This window comes from Rahnella sp. 1L-D-7-B-C2, assembly GCF_057290995.1.
This window is the reverse complement of the sequence record NZ_JBXAVQ010000002.1, coordinates 1-22,104: the sequence shown is the minus strand read 5'-3', so window position 1 is coordinate 22,104 and position 22,104 is coordinate 1. Positions and strand designations below refer to the sequence as shown.

At 52.6% G+C, this 22,104-nt stretch carries 17 protein-coding genes and 2 pseudogenes; 10 read left to right on the top strand and 9 right to left on the bottom strand.

Annotated features, from left to right (window positions below; translation table 11 throughout):
- Position 1: 1 nt before the first annotated feature.
- From AC0Z7K_RS03695 to AC0Z7K_RS03675, 5 genes are all read left to right on the top strand, one after another.
- Complete coding sequence (locus AC0Z7K_RS03695) at positions 2–880, top strand: ABC transporter permease (protein WP_413528985.1); 879 nt, start codon at positions 2–4, stop codon at positions 878–880.
- The gene (locus AC0Z7K_RS03690) at positions 870–1,775 is read left to right on the top strand and encodes an ABC transporter ATP-binding protein (protein WP_485612911.1); all 906 of its coding nucleotides are present in this window, start codon (positions 870–872) and stop codon (positions 1,773–1,775) included. Before AC0Z7K_RS03695 ends, AC0Z7K_RS03690 begins: the two co-directional genes overlap by 11 nt.
- Positions 1,768–2,445 carry an ABC transporter ATP-binding protein gene (locus AC0Z7K_RS03685; RefSeq protein ID WP_413528983.1) on the top strand — a complete coding sequence of 226 codons (678 nt, stop codon included), beginning with the start codon at positions 1,768–1,770 and terminating at the stop codon, positions 2,443–2,445. The genes AC0Z7K_RS03690 and AC0Z7K_RS03685 overlap by 8 nt, the downstream gene beginning before the upstream one ends.
- A gap of 259 nt (positions 2,446–2,704) precedes the next feature.
- On the top strand, positions 2,705–4,282 hold the full coding sequence (locus tag AC0Z7K_RS03680) for an ABC transporter substrate-binding protein (protein WP_485612910.1): 1,578 nt from the start codon (positions 2,705–2,707) through the stop codon (positions 4,280–4,282).
- A 371-nt stretch (positions 4,283–4,653) separates the two neighbouring features.
- The gene (locus AC0Z7K_RS03675; protein ID WP_485612908.1) at positions 4,654–5,295 is read left to right on the top strand and encodes a DUF998 domain-containing protein; all 642 of its coding nucleotides are present in this window, start codon (positions 4,654–4,656) and stop codon (positions 5,293–5,295) included.
- Between the two features lie 39 nt (positions 5,296–5,334).
- Here the strand turns inward: AC0Z7K_RS03675 and dsbB are convergent, their stop codons facing one another.
- Positions 5,335–5,865, bottom strand: coding sequence for a disulfide bond formation protein DsbB (dsbB, locus tag AC0Z7K_RS03670; protein ID WP_413528980.1), 531 nt, complete (start codon positions 5,863–5,865; stop codon positions 5,335–5,337).
- A 183-nt stretch (positions 5,866–6,048) separates the two neighbouring features.
- Positions 6,049–7,599 (bottom strand): sodium/proton antiporter NhaB, encoded by a 1,551-nt coding sequence (gene nhaB / locus AC0Z7K_RS03665; RefSeq protein WP_485612907.1) that lies wholly within the window; start codon positions 7,597–7,599, stop codon positions 6,049–6,051.
- Between the two features lie 242 nt (positions 7,600–7,841).
- Between nhaB and fadR the strand changes: the two genes are divergently transcribed.
- On the top strand, positions 7,842–8,561 hold the full coding sequence (gene fadR, locus AC0Z7K_RS03660; protein ID WP_413528978.1) for a fatty acid metabolism transcriptional regulator FadR: 720 nt from the start codon (positions 7,842–7,844) through the stop codon (positions 8,559–8,561).
- A gap of 64 nt (positions 8,562–8,625) precedes the next feature.
- Here fadR and AC0Z7K_RS03655 read toward each other — a convergent pair whose 3' ends face one another.
- Together AC0Z7K_RS03655 and AC0Z7K_RS03650 are read right to left on the bottom strand one after the other, a co-directional pair.
- Positions 8,626–10,161 (bottom strand): SpoVR family protein, encoded by a 1,536-nt coding sequence (locus AC0Z7K_RS03655; RefSeq protein ID WP_413528977.1) that lies wholly within the window; start codon positions 10,159–10,161, stop codon positions 8,626–8,628.
- 239 nt (positions 10,162–10,400) lie between these two features.
- Positions 10,401–10,607 (bottom strand): annotated as a pseudogene (locus tag AC0Z7K_RS03650) (alpha/beta fold hydrolase); the annotation flags it as partial.
- Positions 10,608–11,140: 533 nt separating this feature from the next.
- Here AC0Z7K_RS03650 and AC0Z7K_RS03645 point away from each other — a divergent pair.
- Both AC0Z7K_RS03645 and dadX read left to right on the top strand, forming a co-directional pair.
- Positions 11,141–12,442: a D-amino acid dehydrogenase gene (locus AC0Z7K_RS03645; RefSeq protein ID WP_485612905.1), complete on the top strand. Its 1,302-nt coding sequence runs from the start codon at positions 11,141–11,143 to the stop codon at positions 12,440–12,442.
- 66 nt (positions 12,443–12,508) lie between these two features.
- Positions 12,509–13,579: a catabolic alanine racemase DadX gene (gene dadX / locus AC0Z7K_RS03640; protein ID WP_485612903.1), complete on the top strand. Its 1,071-nt coding sequence runs from the start codon at positions 12,509–12,511 to the stop codon at positions 13,577–13,579.
- Between the two features lie 5 nt (positions 13,580–13,584).
- On the opposite strand, the gene AC0Z7K_RS03635 is transcribed toward dadX, so the two are convergent.
- A complete protein-coding gene (locus tag AC0Z7K_RS03635; protein WP_485612901.1) occupies positions 13,585–14,781 on the bottom strand; it encodes a multidrug effflux MFS transporter in 1,197 nt (398 codons plus the stop codon).
- A 162-nt stretch (positions 14,782–14,943) separates the two neighbouring features.
- Positions 14,944–15,774: an ammonia-dependent NAD(+) synthetase gene (nadE, locus tag AC0Z7K_RS03630; RefSeq protein WP_112168027.1), complete on the bottom strand. Its 831-nt coding sequence runs from the start codon at positions 15,772–15,774 to the stop codon at positions 14,944–14,946.
- A 490-nt stretch (positions 15,775–16,264) separates the two neighbouring features.
- On the opposite strand from nadE, the gene AC0Z7K_RS03625 reads away from it, so the two are divergent.
- Entirely contained in the window at positions 16,265–17,029 is a 765-nt protein-coding gene (locus AC0Z7K_RS03625) for a DUF481 domain-containing protein (protein WP_413528971.1), read from the top strand.
- A gap of 83 nt (positions 17,030–17,112) precedes the next feature.
- Here the strand turns inward: AC0Z7K_RS03625 and AC0Z7K_RS03620 are convergent, their stop codons facing one another.
- Positions 17,113–18,387, bottom strand: coding sequence for a YeaH/YhbH family protein (locus AC0Z7K_RS03620; protein WP_413528970.1), 1,275 nt, complete (start codon positions 18,385–18,387; stop codon positions 17,113–17,115).
- 34 nt (positions 18,388–18,421) lie between these two features.
- Positions 18,422–20,356, bottom strand: coding sequence for a protein kinase YeaG (yeaG, locus tag AC0Z7K_RS03615; RefSeq protein WP_112168024.1), 1,935 nt, complete (start codon positions 20,354–20,356; stop codon positions 18,422–18,424).
- 547 nt (positions 20,357–20,903) lie between these two features.
- Here yeaG and AC0Z7K_RS03610 point away from each other — a divergent pair.
- Entirely contained in the window at positions 20,904–21,653 is a 750-nt protein-coding gene (locus AC0Z7K_RS03610) for a MipA/OmpV family protein (protein ID WP_485612898.1), read from the top strand.
- A 184-nt stretch (positions 21,654–21,837) separates the two neighbouring features.
- On the opposite strand, the pseudogene AC0Z7K_RS03605 reads toward AC0Z7K_RS03610, so the two are convergent.
- Positions 21,838–22,104 (bottom strand): annotated as a pseudogene (locus AC0Z7K_RS03605) (IS4 family transposase); the annotation flags it as partial.

Genomic DNA, 22,104 nt, shown 5'->3' with positions numbered 1-22,104 from the left:
TATGACCCAAATGATCCCTGAACAAACCACGCAGGTTGAGGCCGAAACTGAGACCCGCGTCTGGAAGCCTGCGCGACGTATTACCGCACTGACCATCGGCACGGTGCTGGTGGCGATTTTGGTACTGACCGCGCTGCTGGCACCCTGGCTGGCGCCGTTTGACCCAAACATTCAGCACATCGAAATGCGCCTGCTGCCGCCTTCACAGGCGCACTGGCTGGGGACTGACGGCTTTGGCCGCGATCTGTTTTCCCGTGTGGTCTATGGTGCGCGCCCGACGCTGCTGCTGGTGTCGCTGATTCTGATCCTGACCATTCCGGTCGGTATGCTGATCGGCATCAGCGCGGGATATATTGGCGGCTGGTATGAACGTATTGTGATGCGTCTGACGGATATCGTGATGTCATTGCCGAGTCTGGTGATGGCGCTGGCGTTAGTTGCCATCCTCGGTCCCGGCCTGATGAACGGCGCACTGGCGCTGGCTTTCACCAGCTGGCCGCCGTTTGCGCGTCAGGCACGGGCGGAAACACTGGCGCTGCGTCGCAGTGACTATCTGGCGGCGGCGCGGATGCAGGGCATCGGCGGTTTTCGCCTGATGTTCGGCCACATTCTGCCGCTGTGTCTGCCAAGCGCTGTAGTCCGTGCGGCGCTCAGCCTCGGTGGCATCATTCTGGCGTCTGCCGGTCTGGGCTTCCTCGGCATGGGCATTCAGCCACCGACCGCCGAATGGGGCTCGATGGTTGCCGAGGGCAGTAAAGTGATTTTCGATCAGTGGTGGGTCGCCGCCGCACCAGGCGGAGCGATTCTGTTCGCCAGCCTGGCTTTCAACCTGCTGGGCGATGGCCTGCGTGACAAAATGGATCCACGACATGGCAACTGATGCGCAATCTCTCCATCAACAGCAGAACCATCAAAAAACGCTGCAAACTGACCGGCTGATTGCCAAAGACCTGACCATCTATCTGCCGGGCGACCGCCCGCTGGAGCTGGTGAAGTCGCTGTCACTCAATGTGGGACAAGAACGCGTGGCACTGGTGGGGGAATCTGGTTCAGGTAAATCGCTGACCGCCCGCGCCCTGATGGGACTTCTGCCACACCCTTGCCAGATGCGCGCGACGCAACTGACGCTAGGCGATAATGATCTGACGACCCTGAAAGAGCGCGAGTGGAGCCGTCTGCGCGGTAACCGTGTCTCCATGGTGATGCAGGATCCGAAACACGCGCTGAATCCAACGCAGAAAATCGGCAAGCAGGTGGAAGAACCACTGCGCCTGCACACGCGCCTCGGGCGCAAAGAGCGTCAGGAAAAAGTGACAGACATGCTTAACGCCGTCGGTCTGCCAAATCCGGCGTTTTTGCAACAGCAATATCCGCATCAGTTGTCCGGTGGGATGGGGCAGCGCGTGATGCTGGCGATTGCATTGATCAACGATCCGCAATGGCTGATTGCCGATGAACCCACGTCGGCGCTGGATTTCGACATGCGCGAACAGGTGCTGGGTTTAATCGAACGTCTGGTAGAACAGCGCAATATGGGGCTGATTCTGATCAGCCACGATTTGCAGCAGGTGGCACATTACTGCGAGCGCGTGCTGGTGATGTATAAAGGCGAACTGCTCGATGAACTTCCGGCAGATCAACTGGCGCACGCCACACATCCGTATACGCATACCCTGTGGTCTTGCCGCCCGAGTAAATTCACCCATGGCGAACGCCTGCCGGTGCTGGATCGTGAGCTTCTGGCTTCACTGAAAAAGGAGCCTCGCCATGAGTGAAGCTATCGCGCAACTGCATCAGCTCAGTGTGTCGCACCGCATGGGGCATGAAGTCCGCACCGTGGTACATAACGTCAATCTGACCATTAACAAGGGCGAATGCTTCGGGTTGGTCGGGCCGTCGGGCTGCGGGAAATCATCGCTTCTATGGGTGCTGGCCGGTCTTAACGGGCAGTGGGAAGGCGGCCTGAAGTTGCTCGGTCATGATGTTAACCCCGGCAAACCGTTCACCGGTAGCCTGCGCCGTGACGTGCAGATGGTGTTTCAGGATCCGTATGCGTCACTGCACCCGAAACACAAGCTGCTGCGCACCCTGGCGGAGCCGCTGAAAATCATCAAAGAGCAGGATATTGAACAGAAAATTGCCGAAGGTTTCCGGCAGGTCGGGCTTGATCCGGCGCTGATGAACCGTTATCCGCACCAGCTTTCCGGCGGGCAGCGTCAGCGCGTGGCGATCGTCCGCGCGCTGCTGCTCAAGCCAAAGCTGTTGTTGCTCGATGAGCCGACTTCTGCGCTGGATATGTCAGTGCAGGCAGAAATCCTCAATCTGCTCAACGACCTGAAAGCGGGTGGTGACCTGACTATGCTGCTGGTGAGCCATGACGCGGATGTGATTGATCACATGTGCGACAGGGCAGTGCATATGGCGAAGGGGTATGTGTTGAGCTAAACGCTGGTGGGGTTTGCCTTTAGCTCCTCCCCTGCGAAGGGGGAGGTTGGATCGGGGTATTGCTGACGACTCCGCAGATAAAACCAACACCCCATCCCGGCCTTCCACTCGCAAGAGGGCAAGGAGCGATCGCGGCAACTCACCCTTTATTCCTTAATCTATTTTATTAAAATACAAAGCTTTATTTCATTGTTCTGGCCTTGGCGCTGCACCTCTACACTTGGAAAAACTGGCTTTTCACCTGTGGAGATCGACCTCAATGAAAGTACGTGTTCCTTCCCTGTTATTTCTGCTCATGATGGCGGTAACCCGCGTGGATGCGGCGACGCCGGCGGATACGCTGGTGGTGGCCGGTTCGCTTGAAGGGATTATCAGCCTGGATCCGGCGGAAAGTTTTGAAACCGTCAGTTCCGGAAATCTGGTGAACCTCTATCAGCAACTGGTGCAATCGAATCGTCAACACCCTGATCAGCTCGATCCAGATGCCGCCGCCAGCTGGCAGCCGGGGCCGGACGGGCATAGCCTGATCTTCACGTTAAAAAGCGGACAGAAATTTGCCAGCGGCAATCCTCTCAGCGCCGACGATGTGATTTATTCGTTTACCCGCGTGGTGAAACTCAATAAAAGCCCGTCGTTTATTCTGGGTGAACTGGGCTGGACGCCGGAAAATGTCGACGGCAATCTGAAAAAACTGAGCGACGATAAAGTTCAGCTTAGCTGGCCAGCTGACATCGGCAGCGGTCTGGTGCTGAGCATTCTGTCTGCACCGGTGGCGGGAATTGTTGACAGCAAATTACTGAAAGAAAACGTCAATCAGGATGATTTCGGCAACAGCTGGCTGCGTTCACGTTCGGCGGGCAGCGGCGCGTTTGAAGTGCGTAACTATGTGCCGCATGAAGCACTGATTTTCAAACGTAACCCGAATGCTAAACCGCTGGCGAAGCTGGAAAACGTGCTGTTTAAAAACGTCGGCGACCCGTCCACCGGTCGTCTGCTGGTGCTTAATGGCGATGCAGACGTGGCCTACGATTTAGGTGCCGATCAGTTCAGCTCGCTGCAAAAAGAGAAGGGCGTACACGTTGCCCAGTTCCCGGCGGCCAAGGTGTTCTATCTGGCATTTAATGTCGGCGACACAACGCAACCCGCGCTGGCGAATCCTGCACTGTGGGAAGCGGCGCGCTGGCTGGTGGATTATCAGGGGATTTCGACCGAACTGCTGAAAGGGCAGTACGGCATTCATCAGACGTTCCTGCCGGACGGTCTGGCTGGGGCGATTGACGATCAGCCATTCAAATATGACGTGAAGAAAGCGAAGGAAATTCTCAGTAAAGGCGGTATCGCGCCGGGTACGAAGATTGATTTGATTGTTATTAATCAGCCACCGTATTCCGATATTGCACAGGCGCTACAGGCCAGCTTTGCGAAAGCGGATATTAATTTAGTGGTGCATCCGCTGGTGGAAAGCGACGTACTGACCCGTATGCGCGCACATAAATTCCAGTCGATCTTCACCTACTGGGGCGCGGATTATCTTGATCCCAATACCAACGCCAGCACCTTTGCGTATAACGTGCCCGACGGACCGAAAACTCTGGCGCAGCGCATCCAGTGGGTGATCCCGGAGATCAGCAAACAGACGCGTGCGGCAGCGGCTGAGTCCGATCCGACAAAACGTAAAGCACTCTATGCAGACTTACAGCGCGAGTTGCAACGCAGTTCACCGTTTGTGGTGGCGCTTCAGAGTAAATTGCTGGTGGCGATTCGGGATAACGTGAAGGGCGCAAGCCAGAACGTGGCGGGTAGCCAGCTGTATCTCGATTCGATTACCAAAGAGTAATTTTGACAGTAATGCACGCATCACCCATGTGGCACTCTTTATCAGCGCTGAATTTTTCCCCGCTGCACTCTGGCAGGGATATTGTTGAGAAAATGTCGATAAAGAGTGCAACAAGCAAAACTGTGATATTGCAGCTTGTAGCCAAAGCACTGAGAAATAACGGGTTTAAGGAATCGCAGTGAGTTGGCATATAAGCTGCATTATTTATTCCACAGGGTTTCACCCCACGGAAGGCTGATCAAAGTTATCAAAAAGGCGTCCGTTAGCGTTCAGGAAAACTGAGCGCTAACTGGACGCTTTTTTTTGTGCCTGCGGGCGGGCCAGAGAACTTCTGCTAAAATCACAGCATATCTATGAAAGGAATATTTCGAATGCGGACACTCTCGGGTTGGCAAAAAGGGGGCGCGCTGTGTTTCACACTGGGCGGATTACAGTATTTGCTGGCGGAGAAAATCAGCGCACTGGCGTGGCATGAGCCTGATTATTCTTATCGTCAGAACTACATCAGCGATTTAGGGATTGCATCCTGCGGACCAACTGCGGATGGCCGCGCTATCTGTTCGCCGCTGCATATGCTGATGAACAGCGGTTTCGCGATTGAAGGACTTTTGTTCTTTATCGCCTGCGTGTTATTACGCCGGGTTTTTAATGAACAGGGGCAATCGCTGTTTCTGCTGTTTGGCCTGCTGCACGGGATTGGCGGCGTGATGATTGCGTTGTTCCACAGCGGTGGGGGGTCTGGTGGGGTAACGTTGCATCAGACCGGTGCGGTGATGGCGATAGGCGGCGGGAACCTGTGCCTGCTGTCGGTTGCCTGGATGAAGCGTAACAGCGCCGGATGGCGTGGATTTTCGTGGCTTAGCCTGATGCTGGGCGTCGTCGGGCTGGTCAGCATGTTCACGATATCGCTGGACGTTTTGCCGGTAGGCATGATTGAAAGGATGTCGGTGTACACCATTACAGGCTGGCAGGTTGTGACGGGTTTCTGGCTGTTTATGAAAATTCAGAAATAAAAAAGCGCCCGCAGGCGCTTAGTCATAAAAATTGCTGAATCAGCGGCCGAACAGATCGCGGCGTTTTGGTTTCACGAACTGAGCCAGCAGAACCAGCACACCGATCACCATGAAGACGCTGAACACCACGACCAGCCACTGCGGCATGCCGAGGGACAGGAATTCCCACTGCTTCTCTGCGCAATCACCGGTAGCCACAAACATCCCCGGGAACCATTTATCCAGCGGCAGCCAGGTCGGGAAACGTGCGGCGAAATCGCAGGTCGCAAACGGAGAGGGATGAAGCTGGATCATGGTATGTTCCCATGACAGGCGGATCCCTTCGTAAGCGCTGTATAGCCAGATCAAAATACCGGCGTAACGCAACCAGGTCGATGGCGCGATCGCCCCCACCAGCCCTGCACCCAAAATACCCAGCAAGGCACAACGCTCATAAATGCACATTACGCACGGCTTAAGTAACATCACGTGTTGAAAATACAACGCAACCAGCTCAAGGATTAACGCAGTCAGTGCCATCAGAAGCCAGGCACCGCGTCCCTGTGAGCAGCGGTTAAGATATTGCAACATAGAAATTTTTTCCCTGCAGTTAGCTACTGAGACGCAGTGTAAACCAATTGGACTGTGCTGCCAGCCTGTACAAATGAAATTTAAGTAAATATTTTCTTCAAATCGGATAATTCGACTTTAAATTAGGAAATTTTCTAAAAGGCATCTCCAGCAGAAAATTTCCTCGGGTGTTAATCCTGCTATTCAGGGAAGGGCGATCCATCCCATATCCATATACCACTGTGTCATATCCGGCAGCAGGAACTGTACGCACAGCAGGCCGACCAGCGTCATCACCACGGTGTACGGCAGCGCCATCCACACCATCCGTCCATAGGAAAGACGGATCAGCGGCGCAAGCGCGGAGGTCAACAGGAACAGGAAGGCGGCCTGACCATTAGGGGTCGCGACCGAGGGCAAATTGGTACCGGTGTTGATCGCTACCGCCAGCAATTCAAACTGTTTGAGATCGATAGCGCCACTTTGCAGTGCTGCCTTAGCTTCGTTGATGTACACCGTCCCGACGAAAACGTTATCAGAAACCGCAGACAGCAATCCGTTGAATAAATAGAACAGCGACAGCTGATGCGAAGGCGCTGACTGAAGCACAAAGTGAATAATCGGGCTGAACAGGTGCTGTTCGATAATCACCGCCACGACGGCAAAGAACACGGTCAGCAAGGCAGTAAACGGCAGAGATTCCTGGAAAGCTTTACCAATAGCGTGTTCATCAGTTACACCGCAGAACGCTGTCGCAAAGATGATCACCGAAAGGCCAATCAGACCCACTTCAGCCAGATGTAACGCCAGCGCGACAATCAGCCACACGCCGATAACGGCCTGCACCGCCAGTTTAATGCGCTCCTGCCTAGTGCTGTTTTGACTGTTTTTCTGATCGAACTTTTTCAGTACTTCAAACACCGGCTGCGGCAGCTGTGCACCGTAGCCAAACCAGCGAAAACGCTCAACCAGCACACATAACAGAAAACCACATATAAAGACCGGCACGGTGACTGGCGACATACGGATGAAGAAGTCTGCGAACTGCCATCCGGCGCTTTTAGCGATGATAAGATTCTGCGGTTCTCCCACCATGGTCATCACGCCGCCCAGCGCCGTGCCGACGCCGGAGTGCATCATCAGGCTGCGCAGGAAGGCGCGGAACTGCTCGAGGATCGCCTGATGCTGCTGATTGCCGGTAAATGAGCTGTCATCGTTGATGTCAGTGTCATCGTCACGGTTCGATGCCACGTTGTGGTAAATCGAATAGAAACCCACGGAGACGCTGATCACGACGGCAATGACCGTCAGTGCATCGAGGAAAGCCGAGAGAAATGCTGCGGCGAAGCAAAAAGCCAGTGAGAGAGCGATCTTATTACGCAGATTTAACAGAAGCTTGGTGAAAACGTACAGCAGCAACTGCTTCATGAAGTAGATACCGGCCACCATGAAAATCAGCAGCAGGATCACTTCCAGATTGGCGGAAATCTCCTCGCGGATACGCTCCGCGCTGGTCATGCCCATCATCACGGCTTCAATGGCCAGCAAACCGCCCGGCTGTAGCGGGTAGCATTTCAGCGCCATGCCCAGCGTGAAAATGAACTCCACCACCAGCATCCAGCCTGCCAGAAAAGGGCTGACCAGAAAGAATACCAGCGGATTTATGACCAGAAACGCCAGAATGGTGATTTTGTACCAGTTGGGCGATTGCCCCAGAAAGTTTTTTACAAATGCGCGCGTGAACGTAGTTTCCATATTTCCCAAAGACTCCTGTTATTATCTTTTATATTTCAATTTGTTAAACGTATGAAGTTAATCTCATTATTGCCGTTACCAAATTATTGACCGCATTAAGTTGTTCATAAATTTGAAATTATGCCAACCCCGGCACAGTTTCAACATTCGCCTGCCTGCGTGCCCTGTAACACGGGATTTTCATCTGGTATGATGAGCGTAACTTTATCCCCAATAAATGCCCCAAACGGAACGACAAACACATGGTTATTAAGGCACAAAGTCCTGCCGGTTTTGCCGAAGAGTATATCATCGAAAGCATCTGGAACAGTCGGTTCCCGCCCGGTTCAATTCTACCGGCTGAAAGAGAACTTTCAGAACTCATTGGGGTAACCCGTACTACCTTACGTGAAGTATTACAGCGCCTTTCCCGCGACGGCTGGTTGACCATTCAGCACGGTAAACCAACGAAAGTGAACAACTTTTGGGAAACCTCCGGTTTAAATATTTTGGAAACGCTGGCTCGCCTTGATCACGACAGCGTACCGCAGCTGATCGACAATCTGCTTTCCGTACGTACTAATATCGCGACGATTTTCATCCGCAAAGCGATGCGTACCAATCCGGATGAAACGCAGAAAGTGCTCGCGACGGCCACTGAGGTGGAAGATAATGCTGAAGCCTTTATGCTGCTCGATTACGATATTTTCCGTGGTCTGGCCTTTGCTTCCGGCAACCCAATTTATGGGCTGATCATCAATGGCCTGCGCGGGTTGTATCAGCGCGTCGGGCGTTATTACTTCTCTAATCCGGAAGCCCGCAAACTGGCGATCGCGTTCTACAAAAAATTGTCAGATATCTGCCACGAAAAAAGTTATGAGCAGATTGTCGATTGTGTCCGCAATTATGGCCGTCAGAGCGGTGAGATTTGGCACAGCATGCAGGGCACCATGCCCGGTGATCTGACCGATCAGAAGAAATAAATCAGAGTGTGGAAATAAGGAAAGGGCGCTGAGCGCCCTTTTTTAATTATTATAATCCAGGGAATTACAAAGGTGCAGGGCGCGGCGGGCAACGTTCCAGCAGTTCGACACTGCCGTCTTCGTTGAGTTGCTCGATAAATACATCGAAGCCCCACAGACGGTGAACGTGCTTCATCACTTCCCGGCGGCTTTTATCCAGTGGCGCGCGATCCTGCGGAATGTAGCGCAGCGTCAGTGAACGGTCACCGCGTAAATCAACGTTCCACACCTGAATGTTTGGTTCGTGATTGCTCAGATTGTACTGCGCCGACAGTTCCTGACGGATTGCCCGATAGCCTTCTTCATTGTGGATCGCGGCAATTTCCAGATAGTTATTGTGGTCGTCATCGAGCACGGTAAACAGGCGGAAATCGCGCATCACTTTCGGCGACAGGAACTGGCTGATGAAACTCTCATCTTTGAAATCACGCATCGCAAAATGCAGCGTGGTCAGCCAGTCCGAACCGGCGATGTCCGGGAACCAATAGTGATCTTCCTCGGTAGGTTCCTGACAGATACGCTTGATGTCCTGGAACATCGCAAAGCCCAGCGCATAGGGGTTGATTCCGCTGTAATACGGGCTGTTGTATGGCGGCTGGAACACCACGTTGGTGTGGCTGTGCAGGAATTCCAGAATAAAGCGGTCGGACACTTTCCCTTCGTCATACAGATGATTGAGGATGGTGTAGTGCCAGAACGTGGCCCAGCCTTCATTCATCACCTGGGTCTGTTTTTGCGGATAGAAATACTGGCTGATCTTACGTACGATGCGCAAAATCTCGCGCTGCCAGGGTTCCAACAGCGGCGCATTTTTTTCCATGAAGTACAGCAGGTTTTCCTGCGGCTCGGAAGGGAAGCGGCGTGCCTGTTCCGGCGCATCGATGGCGTCTTTACGCGGCAAGGTTTTCCACAGCGTGTTGACCTGACTTTGCAGATATTCTTCACGGCTTTTCTGCCGCGCCAGCTCTTCCTGTAAAGAGATTTTCTGCGGACGTTTATAGCGATCGACGCCGTAATTCATCAGCGCATGGCAGGAATCGAGCAGCCGTTCCACTTCGTCAGTGCCGTAACGCTCCTCGCACTCGCTGATATAGCGTTTGGCGAACAACAGGTAATCGACAATCGAACTGGCGTCGGTCCAGCTTTTAAACAGGTAGTTATTTTTAAAGAAAGAGTTATGCCCGTAGCAGGCATGGGCCATCACCAGCGCCTGCATCGTGATGGTATTTTCTTCCATCAGATAGGCGATACACGGATTGGAGTTGATGACGATTTCATACGCCAGGCCTTGCTGGCCGTGTTTGTAGAGTTGTTCGGTTTCGATGAATTTCTTGCCGAACGACCAGTGCGTGTAGTTGATGGGCATACCGATACTGGAGTAGGCATCCATCATCTGTTCGGAGGTGATGATTTCGATTTGATGAGGATAAGTGTCCAGCCGGTAAGACTTCGCCACCCGGTCGATCTCTGTGAGATAGGTTTGCAACAAGTCAAACGTCCAGTCCGGTCCATCGCTAAGACGTTTGTCCTCAGTATTTTTCTTTTGGGTCACTGTCGTCATAAGCCGCACCCTCATTCAGTTATGGACGCTACAGAGTGTTTGATTCACAACCTTTTCTTAAGATTTCGCACGTCCAGTAGTAATCGTAGCTCAATCTGATTTTGCTGCCTGATAAAGACCAGAAATCCGTTCCTGTCTCAATCTATATCCTCACGCCTGCGTGCTGTCAATTGCGCAGAGGCCGTCATAAAAAAGCCCTGCAACGCAGGGCCGGAGGCTTTCTGAAAAGAGCAGGGGATTTAGCTACGGATAAAGGCCAGCAGGTCCTGGTTAATTTCATCTTTATGCGTACTGCACAAGCCATGCGATGCGCCCGGATAAACTTTTTCCAAGCCCTGCGGCAACAGTTTTAACGCCGCTTTACTGGAAGATACCGGCGGTACAATCTGATCGTCATCTCCATAAATCACCAGCGTCGGGATGGTCATTTTCTTCAGGTCTTCACGCATCTTTAAGCTTCAGAAAGTTTGAATTATTCACACATCGTCCTCTTATGGCGGGATGGAAAGTGGTTAAACGGTAACCGGTAAAAGTGTAGGTGAATTTTTGAGTCATTGAGTGAAGTGTGATGCAGGTGGCATTTTTAAGGGGTTTATAAACGCCCGCAGACAGGATCTGCACAGTTTCTTCGAATGATGAGGGAATGTTACTGCGGCTTACGTTTGTAGTGATATGTTCCGCAAAATCGTTTGTATACAAGAATAAATGCCCGTTATGAAACGCAACCTGGCGACCATAAAGCCTGATGATGGCAATGCTGTCATTGCTATCAAAAAACCATAAATTTCTCTGTGCGTAGGGATAATGTTGCGCGATATCGTTATTTATTTGTCCCTATTGAAAAAAAACCGGCAATGAACGATAAATAATTGTGAAATAACTCACGGTTATGAACGCCTGTGTTGGCGATTTTTGGCAGTCAGGTTAATTTCCTGTCATCAGAATATTATGCTTTGTTTGGGCGTGGAGTGGAGTCGATATGCGCGTAGTGATTTTAGGCAGTGGTGTGGTCGGTGTCGCCAGTGCATGGTATCTGGCCAAAGCGGGTCATCAGGTGACGGTTATCGATCGTCAGTCGGGCCCGGCTGAAGAAACCAGCGCGGGCAATGCGGGTCAGATCTCACCGGGCTACGCAGCACCCTGGGCGGCTCCCGGCGTTCCGGTCAAAGCGATTAAATGGATGTTTCAGAAACACGCACCGCTGGCCATCCGCCTCGACGGCACGCAGTTCCAGCTCAAATGGATGTGGCAGATGCTACGCAACTGCGACATGAACCATTATCAGACAAATAAAGGCCGCATGGTGCGTCTGGCGGAATACAGCCGTGATTGTATGAAAGCCTTGCGTGAAGATACCGGCATTCAGTACGAAGGGCGTCAGGGCGGCACGTTGCAGCTGTTCCGTACCGCGCAGCAGTTTGAGAGCGCCGCGAAGGATATCGCCGTGCTGGAAGACGCCGGTGTGCCGTATCAGCTGCTGGAGTCCAGCCAGCTGGCGACCGCCGAACCGGCGCTGGCGCAGGTCGCGCACAAACTGACCGGCGGCCTGCGTTTGCCGAATGATGAAACCGGCGACTGTCAGATGTTTACCCGCAAGCTGGCCGAAATGGCCCGGCAGGCGGGCGTGGTGTTCGAATTCAACCGCACGGTAGACAAGCTGCTGGTGGAAAACGGTGAGATCACAGGCGTCCGGTGTGGGGATGAAGTGAAGAAAGCGGATGCCTACGTGGTGGCGTTCGGTTCTTATTCCACCGCACTGCTGGCCGATCTGGTATCGATTCCGGTGTATCCGCTGAAAGGTTACTCGCTGACTATTCCGATTACCGATCCGGCTTCTGCGCCGGTATCTACCGTACTCGATGAAACTTATAAAATAGCCATTACCCGCTTTGACGATCGCATTCGCGTGGGCGGCATGGCGGAAATCGTCGGCTTTAATCTTAAGCTGGCGCAGGCGCGTCGTGAAACGCTGGAGATGGTGGTGAGAGATCTTTACCCGAACGGCGGTAACGTGGAGCAGGCAACTTTCTGGACCGGCTTGCGCCCGATGACGCCGGACGGCACGCCGATCGTTGGCCGTACCCGTATCAAAAATCTGTTCCTCAATACCGGCCACGGCACGCTGGGCTGGACGATGGCCTGCGGTTCCGGGCAACTGCTGGCCGACATTATGTCCGGCGTGACTCCGGCGATCCCGTCCGACGATCTGTCGGTAGAGCGCTACAGCCCCGGTTTTATCGCTCATCCGTCAGGCCCGCATAAAATGCATCCGGTGGGCTGAAGTCACGGTTAATTCCCGCCTGTGCTGCACGGTGCAGGCGCCACTTTATATACTGCCGGAGCTGGTATGCCTCGCCCGATTTCTGCCACGTTATCTCTCTCTGCGTTATCGCATAATCTGGACGTTATCCGCCGTTTTGCACCGAACAGCAAGGTCTGGGCGGTGGTGAAAGCCAATGGCTACGGCCACGGTATTTCGCGTATCTGGCAAAGTTTGTCCGGGGCGGACGGTTTTGCCCTGCTTGATTTTAAAGAAGCAATATTGCTACGTGACGCTGGCTGGCAGGGTCCTGTCCTGCTGCTGGAAGGTTTTTTCAGCGCCGAAGACTTAACGGCGGTTGATCGCTATCGGCTGACCACATCCGTACACAGTGACTGGCAAGTTGACGCGCTGGCTGAAGCTCAGCTCAGCCAGCCGGTGAATATCTATCTGAAAGTGAACAGCGGGATGAACCGTCTGGGTTTTGCCCCTGATCGCATCAAAGAAGTCTGGCAACAGCTGCGTGCGTTACAACTGGTGGGTGAAATCACCCTGATGAGCCACTTTGCCACCGCCGACAGCGCGGAAGGCGTGGATGCCCAGATGGCGGTGATTATGCGTGCGGGAGAGGGTATCAGCGGCCCGCGCTCTCTGGCGAACTCGGCCGCGACTTTGTGGCATCCACATACGCACCACGACTGGGTGAGGCCGGGCATTATTCTTTATGGCGCGTCGCCGAGCGGGCAGTGGCAGGACATTGCCAGTACCGGCCTGCAACCGGTGATGACGCTCAGCAGTGAGCTTATCGGCATTCAGCACCTTAACCCGGGCGACTGCGTGGGCTATGGCGCGCGCTATACGGCATTGCAGCCTCAGCGCATCGGCGTGGTGGCGTGCGGTTATGCGGACGGGTATCCGCGCCATGCACCGTCCGGTACGCCGGTGTGGGTGGATGGCGTACGGACGGTGACGGTCGGGACGGTATCAATGGACATGCTGGCGGTAGACTTAACGCCGTGCCCGCAGGCGCAGATTGGAACGCCGGTTGAACTGTGGGGAAAAAATTTGCCGGTGGATGATGTGGCGGCGGCGTGCGGTACGCTGGGGTATGAGCTGCTGACTGCGCTCGCGCCCCGCGTACCGGTAACTACGGTGTAGAAATCTTACTTCTCAAGACGGGTCAGACGGCCCGTTGATTTTTTACTGGCGCGACGCGCCAGCATCGCCAGACATCCCCCCGCCAGCATCACCAGTGCCACGCTCAGCTTCGGCTGTAACGGCAGCGCCATCGCGATAAATCCGAGTAAAGCACCCCCTGCCATTTGCACCGAACCAACCAGCGCAGAGGCGACGCCTGCTTCACTGGAGAACGGCTCAAGCGCATAGCTGGTCGCGGGACCCATCAGAAACGCCAGGCCGGCACAGGCACTGGCGACAGGCAGCATGTACAACCAGGTTGCGGTTTGATCCGCCGGGGGGACCAGCGTGATCCCCGCAATTAATCCGGCACAGCCGATGAACATCAAAATGCCGCCCGTTTTTAAACACACCGGACGTCCGACCTTACGGATAATGCGGTTGGCAACAAAACTCACCGTCATGATCCAGAAGCCATTTGCGCCGAAGACGATGGAAAACTCCAGCGGAGTGAGTCCTGCGACATTCATCAGCACCGTCGGTGCCAGAGAGACATAGGTCAGCGCCATACCCATCGCACCGGCATTCACCAGCGCAAAAGTGATGAAGCGCGAGTCCGACAAAATACGGGCGTACTGACGAAACGGCAGACCGGTATTGGTTTGGGTATCCGCCGGGCGGGTTTCAGGCAGTTTGAATATGACTAGCAACAGAATCGCCACGGTATAACCGCTGAGTGCCCAGAACGGCGCACGCCAGCCGTAGTATTGGGCGATAAGGCCGCCGATCAGCGGCGCAAGTGCCGGAATGATATTGAGCGTGCCGTTAAGAAAACCGTAGGCGCGGGCGGCATCATTACCGCTCATGCGGTCGCGCACGCCGCTGAAAATCACTACCGACGTACAGCACACCGCCAGCCCCTGAACCACACGCGAGAGCAGGAACATCCAGGGCGCAACGGACGTGGCGGCAATGATTGCACCCGCCAGGTACACCACCACGCCGATAATGGCGATCGGGCGTCGACCGAATTTATCCACCAGGGGGCCGGCCACCAGCTGTCCCAGCCCCATCACCAGAATGAATAAGGAAATCGAAGACTGGATCACCGCCTCTGAGCTGTTAAGGCCGAGGGCGATCGCCGGGATGGCGGGCAGGTATAAATCAATACCCAGCGGGCCAAGCAATACCATGCTCAGCAACAGAAAAAGGAATTTTTGCATTGAAAACATCACTGTCAGTCATCCGAAAGGACGCTAAGGGTAATGATTTAGTTAATGAATGGGAAGGTACTTGTGATAATCAGGCGAGCAAAGAATGTGAACCAGAGTGGACAAGAACACGGACACTCAGTGAGTGTCCGTAAAGTCATTGTTCCGGAAGCGTTATTTTTTCTTCCAGAAATCGTCAAACACCGTGACCGGCGGCTGGCGTTTATGCTCCGTGCGCAGATACCAACCTTCGATAATTTTCGCGGACGCCTCGTCGATAGTCTTGCCTTCGAGATAATCATCGATCAGTTCGTAGGTCACGCCCAGCGCCACTTCATCTGGCAAGGCAGGGCGGTTTTCTTCTAAATCCGCCGTCGGCGCTTTGGTATATAAATGCTCCGGGCAACCGAGCTCTTTCAGCAAGGCTTTTCCCTGACGTTTGTTCAGACGGAAAATCGGGTTGATGTCCGTGCCGCCGTCGCCGTACTTGGTGAAGAACCCGGTGACCGCTTCCGCTGCATGATCGGTTCCGACCACCACACCTTTTTTCATGCCGGCGATGCTGTACTGCGCTTTCATGCGCTCGCGGGCTTTCTCGTTACCCTTGATGAAATCGCTCAGTTCGATACCAATTTCACGCAGTGTCGCTTCACTCGCCAGCACGGCATTTTTGATATTAACGGTCAGAACCTGATCCGGTTGGATAAAGGTAATCGCGTCCTGGCAATCGGATTCATCGGCCTGCACGCCATAGGGCAGGCGCACCGCGATGAACTGATAGCTGTCGTCAGCAGTTTGCGCACGTAATTCACTAATTGCCGTTTGGCAAAGTTTGCCGGTAAGAGTAGAATCCTGCCCGCCGCTGATGCCGAGTACCAGAGATTTAATAAAGGGATGGGCCAGCAGATAACTTTTGAGAAAATCGACGCTGACACGCACTTCCTGCGCGGCATCGATTTGCGGTTTAACGTGCAGAGCCTGAATAATCTCTTGTTGTAAAGCCATTGACCACTCCTCCTGAAGGCTGCCTTCGAGGAACCCGAGGCAAAAATAAGATGTTATCAGAACAAAACTACCCCGCATCGCTCAAAAGGACAAGATTGCGCAGCGCGTTCGGCGGAAATCTGTTCGCTGCCGGACCGTGGTTTCTCTGGCGAAGCCTGTCGGGGAACGGGGCATCAGGCCAGATGACGTCTCACCACGACGCTTTCATTACGATCCCGCGTTGAAATTAAAAATCAACGTCATAAACCGTAATGATTGCGTTTTTTTATTGCAGGAAGTTTTGCAAAAAATATCAGTGGTTAGGAACTGTCTAAAAAGGTCGCTTTATTAAGATCTCGTGGCCTGAGTGCGTTATATTTGTTGCGGTAAAAATTTGTATGTATGTGCCATCGAAACGGAGTTGCCAGGCTTGATTAACGGATCCTAATTAATGGCATTAATCGTGTAGTTCAATATCGTTATTTGCCTTAAGTCTTATTGGGGAAGCAAAATGTTTTTTCGGGTTGTACGTCATTTACCAGTGTGTGCCGTAGTCTGCGGTGCCTCGCTGTTCAGTATCTCAAGCCTTGCAGACACCACCATTTTCACCGCGTTGGATGACCCTGCTCAGGCCAAAAAGCCTTTCGTGGGCAATGTTCAGGCGGGTTACAGTGCACAAACCGGTAATACCAGCAACTCCACGCTGAATGCCGATACCACGATGACCTGGTTTGATACCAACACGGCTTATAGCCTGTGGGGTTCTGCGCGTAACACGTCCTCTTCCGGTGTACGTTCATCCGAGAAGTATCAGGCCGGTGCCCGTACCCGCTACAACATGGATAATGCAAACTATCTGTTTGGTCAGGCTAGCTGGCTGAGTGACCGTTACAACGGTTACCGCGCGCGCGATGTGGCCACTGTTGGTTACGGTCGTCAGATCTGGAGCGGTCCGGTTCATACACTGAATCTGGAAGCTGGTCCGGGTGTTCGTCACGATGAATTCCAGGCAGGCGGTAACACCACGCGTGCGCTGGCTTATGGCTCAGGTACTTACGGTTATCAGATAAGCGATACCGCGAAATTCACTCAGGGCGTTTCCGTGTTAGCGAATGATGAAACCACGCTGAACTCAGAAACCGCGCTGACCGTTGCGATCAACAGCCACTTCTCTTTGAAAGTCGCTTACGACGTTACGTACAACACCAAACCACCCGCCAGTGCACCGGATAAAACCGATACCGTCACTTCTGTGAACCTGGTTTACGGCATGTAATTTCTCGTTAAGAGAATGGCAACACGCTGTAAAAAATAAAAAAGCCGGCAGATGAATTTGCCGGCTTTTTATTTATTTCAATCTCACCCATTTTCAGTTTGCTTGTGAAAAAGCTCCCTGAACACCGGATAAATATCTTCCTGTTCACGAATGTGTTGCATAGCAAAATTACCGAACTTCTGCTGTAACACTTCGTATTCACGCCAGAGCGTCTGGTGAGCGCGGCGGGTGATTTCGATATAGCTGTAATAACGTACCATCGGCAAGATCTTCTGCGCCAACAGCTGGTGGCAGAGAGGGGAGTCGTCAGCCCAGTTGTCGCCATCGGAGGCCTGCGCAGCGTAAATATTCCACTGCGCCGGGTCGTAACGTTCCTGAATGACTTCATCCATCAACTTCAGTGCGCTTGAGACGATGGTGCCGCCGGTTTCCTGCGAGTAGAAGAACTCCTGTTCGTCCACTTCTTTGGCTTGTGTATGGTGACGGATGTAGACCACATCAACATTTTTGTACGTCCGGCTCAGGAATAAATAGAGCAGAATATAAAAACGTTTGGCCATGTCCTTGGTTGCCTGATCCATCGAACCTGACACATCCATCAGACAGAACATTACCGCCTGGCTTGAAGGCTCGGCGCGACGTTCGTAGTTGCGATAACGTAAATCAAAGGTATCGATGAACGGCGTTTTGGCGATTTTCGCCCGCAGCTCGGCGATCTCTTTGCGCAGCCGTTCTTCTTCCAGTAATTGCGCCGGTTCGCTGATTTCAACTTCAGAAAGCGTTGATTCCAGCTCTCGCAGCTCTCGTTTTTTACCCGCGGTCATCGCCGTCCGGCGTGCCAGCGAATTTTGCAAAGAGCGCACCACACTGATATTGGCCGGTACACCGTTGGAAGTGTAGCCGGAGCGGTGAGTTTTGAATTCGGTCAGCTGTTTATGCTGATTTTTTTTCAGGTTAGGCAGCGCCAGATCTTCAAACAGCAGATCGAGATATTCGTCCTTGGAGATCTGGAAGGAGAACTCATCCTCGCCTTCACCATCCTGACTGGCATCGCCCTGACCACTGCCGCCGCCACCGCCCCCTTGCGGTCGTTCGATGCGGTCATTCTGCACAAAGTGGTCATTGCCGGGGTGAACACGGTGGCGTAAGCCACCGCGACCCTGATGGAACATGGGTTCATTGATATCCGAATTGGGGATCGAGACGGACTCCCCGCTATCGACGTCGGTAACCGAACGCTTGTTGATGGCCTCGGCAATCGACTGTTTGATTTGCGACTTATAGCGGCGCAAAAAGCGCTGGCGGTTCACCGCGCTTTTATTTTTGCCATTAAGCCGACGGTCAATAAAATACGTCATATTTCCCCCAAACGGCGTTGCCAACGATCCCCTGTTACGAGGATTTTCTCACGCGCAGATACCATTCACACAGCAGGCGAACCTGTTTGCGTGTATATCCTTTCTCCATCATTCTGTCGACAAAATCATCATGTTTCTTCTGTTCATCGGTCGACGTCTTGGCGTTAAACGAAATAACCGGCAGTAATTCTTCGGTATTGGAGAACATTTTTTTCTCAATAACCGTGCGCAGTTTTTCGTAACTGGTCCAGTTGGGGTTACGTCCGCTGTTGTTGGCGCGGGCACGCAGCACGAAGTTGACGATTTCGTTTCGGAAATCTTTTGGATTGCTGATCCCGGCAGGTTTTTCGATTTTTTCCAGCTCGGCATTCAGCGATTCTCGGTCGAACAGCTGGCCGGTGTCCGGATCACGATATTCCTGATCCTGGATCCAAAAATCAGCGTACGTGACATAACGGTCGAAAATGTTTTGTCCGTATTCTGAATAAGATTCCAGATAAGCGGTCTGGATCTCTTTGCCGATAAATTCAGCGTATTTCGGGATCAGATAGCCTTTCAGGTGTTCGAGATATTTTTCAGCGATGTCCTGTGGGAACTGCTCGCGCTCGATCTGCTGTTCCAGCACATAGAACAGATGAACCGGGTTGGCGGCGACTTCCACATGGTCGAAGTTGAACACGCGGGACAAAATCTTGAATGCAAAACGCGTCGAGAGCCCGTTCATGCCTTCATCCACGCCCGCATAATCGCGGTATTCCTGATAGGACTTAGCTTTAGGGTCGGTATCTTTCAGGCTTTCACCGTCGTATACCCGCATTTTGGAATAGCTGCTGGAGTTCTCAGGCGTTTTCAGACGCGAGAGAATCGAGAAGCGGGCCAGTGTTTCCAGCGTTCCCGGTGCGCAAGGGGCGTGGGAAAGCTCACTGTTGCTGAGCAGTTTGTCGTAGATTTTCATCTCTTCCGACACGCGCAGGCAGTAAGGCACTTTCACGATGTACACGCGGTCGAGGAAGGCTTCATTGTTTTTGTTGTTACGGAACGTCACCCACTCAGATTCGTTGGAGTGAGCCAGAATAATGCCATTGAACGGCAGGGCGGAGATCCCTTCAGTACCGTTATAGTTACCTTCCTGAGTGGCGGTCAGTAACGGGTGCAGCACTTTGATAGGCGCTTTGAACATCTCAACGAATTCCATCACACCCTGGTTTGCGCGGCAGAGTGCGCCGGAATAACCGTAGGCATCAGGATCGTTTTGCGCGTGGTTTTCCAGTTTACGGATATCCACTTTGCCGACCAGCGCGGAAATATCCTGATTGTTCTCATCACCCGGCTCGGTTTTAGCGATAGCGATTTGTTCGAGAATCGACGGCCAGACTTTCACGACTTTGAATTTGGTGATGTCGCCGCCAAACTCATGCAAGCGTTTCGCGGCCCACGGCGACATGATGGTGCCGAGGTAACGCGGAGGAATGTTGTATTCTTTTTCAAGAATGTGCGCATCTTCCTGCGGATTAAACAGGCAGAGCGGATGGTCGTTTACCGGGCTGCGGTCGCCGTTGGCGCTCAGCACATAAATCGGTACACGTTGCATCAGGGATTTGAGCCGTTCGGCCAGTGACGATTTACCGCCACCCACCGGGCCGAGTAAATAAAGGATTTGTTTCTTTTCTTCCAGGCCCTGCGCGGCATGTTTCAGGTAGGAAACAATCTGCTCGATGGCCTCTTCCATACCGTAAAATTCTTCAAATGCAGGGTAGCGTGCAACAACACGGTTCGAGAATAAACGCGACAGGCGTGGTTCAAGCGCGGTATCTACCATCACTGGTTCACCGATTGCCATCAACAGACGTTCCGCCGCATTGACATATGCACTGCGATCTTGCCGAGCAATGGTAAGAAATTCCTGCAGTGTGAACTCTTCGTCCTTGGCAGCCTCATAGCGCTGGCGATAGTGATCAAATATGTTCATACGATGCCCGTCCTTCGTTATTTTACCCTTTGTTCAGAGCGTCAGTGACGACGTCAAAACGTGGATAAAGCACAGGTAATTGAGAGCGTAAATCTACTTTTACACAATCGCTCCCGGAAGAAAGATCCCACCTGAATACAGCAACCCTTATGCCAACTTGCAGACCCCCTTTGATACCGACAGTTGCGACTGACTGAAAACTGTCTTAAATCGGTGGAGCGGGCAACCGGTTCAGGCTAAGTCTTTCATCTATTTATAAGCGTAGTTTGGCATTACAAAAATTTCCTCTCTGCTTCTGGCGTTTTTTAAGTCATATCAATGACTCACTTCTCACAAACGGTTGGAAAAGCCTTACAGGACGTGCCCTCCGGCCAGAAAGTGTTTTCTTTAGTCATTTTTATTTCATATTTTGCAGATAAATTATGCGATCGCACCGGTTTTAACGACGATGCCTGTGTAAAGGAATCCTAAAAACTGTAAATGCTAAGCGCAACGTTTACTCTTCATTTACACTGACCAAGATTTTTTACTTAATGGAATTAAGACAATGAAAACTCCAGGCCTTAAAACACTGTCCATCGTTGGCGCAGCAGTACTTTTCAGTCAGGCAGCTGTAGCGGGTACTTGGTCCCTCGGGGCTTCTGCATTAGGCGACGTCAACCCGTACCGTGGTTATGACAATAAAGTTTATCCGGTGCCGGTTGTCTCTTACGAGAGCGATGATTTCTACTTCAAATCGCTGACTGCGGGTTACTACCTGTGGAAAGACGACAAAAATAAGTTCAGTTTGACTGCAACCTACATTCCATTCGGTTTCGATCCCGATGATTCTGATGACCATCAGATGAAACACCTGAACAAACGTCGCGGCACCCTGATGGGCGGTCTGGCGTACTCACACAACGAAGACTGGGGTACGTTGCGAGCGACCTTCAACGGCGACGTGCTCAATAACAGTAATGGTCTGGTGGCAGATGCCGCTTATCTGTATCCAATCCATCAGGATAATTGGTTACTGGTTCCGGGCTTCGGTGTGATGTGGAGCAGCAGCAACCAAAACGATTATTACTACGGCGTCAGCAAAGGCGAATCTCGCCGCAGCGGCCTGAGTAGCTATACCGCGGATGACAGCTTCAGCCCTTATGCGGAACTTTCTGCGCGTTATAACTTTACGAAGGAATGGCAGGCATTCTTCACTGGCCGTTACATTCGTTTAGCGGATGAAGTAAAAGACAGCCCGATGGTGGATAAATCTTATTCCGCCGTGGTTTGGACCGGTGTGACTTACACGTTCTAAAAAGCAGGCACAGAGTGGGTGCATAAAATGCACAATAATGGGGCATTTCGCCCCATTTGCACATCTGCAGGGCAGTGAGAAATATGCGGGAAGGGGGAAAGCCGTTTGACGCACCCCGATGGGTCGATCCGATTACATTTACCGCCGCAAAGATAATTAAAGGGGCCAAAAGGCCTAATGCCGGTCACTTAAGGTGACCGGCATTGTTTTTTAAGGGATATTTCGACCTTTTTTCTCTCACTTCCCTTGTATATTCCCGCTCACGCCTCGAGGGCAGTTTTAGCATCGCTGCGTTGCTGTAAAAATGCTTCAGATGACCAGGGATCGCTCCCGCTGATGCCCACGGCAGCCCGATCAACAACCGTAATATCTCTGACACTGCACCGCTAAAACTCAGCTGATAAGGCAGATAATCTCCCTTCAGGCTGAACGCCATCTTGATCATCTGGTA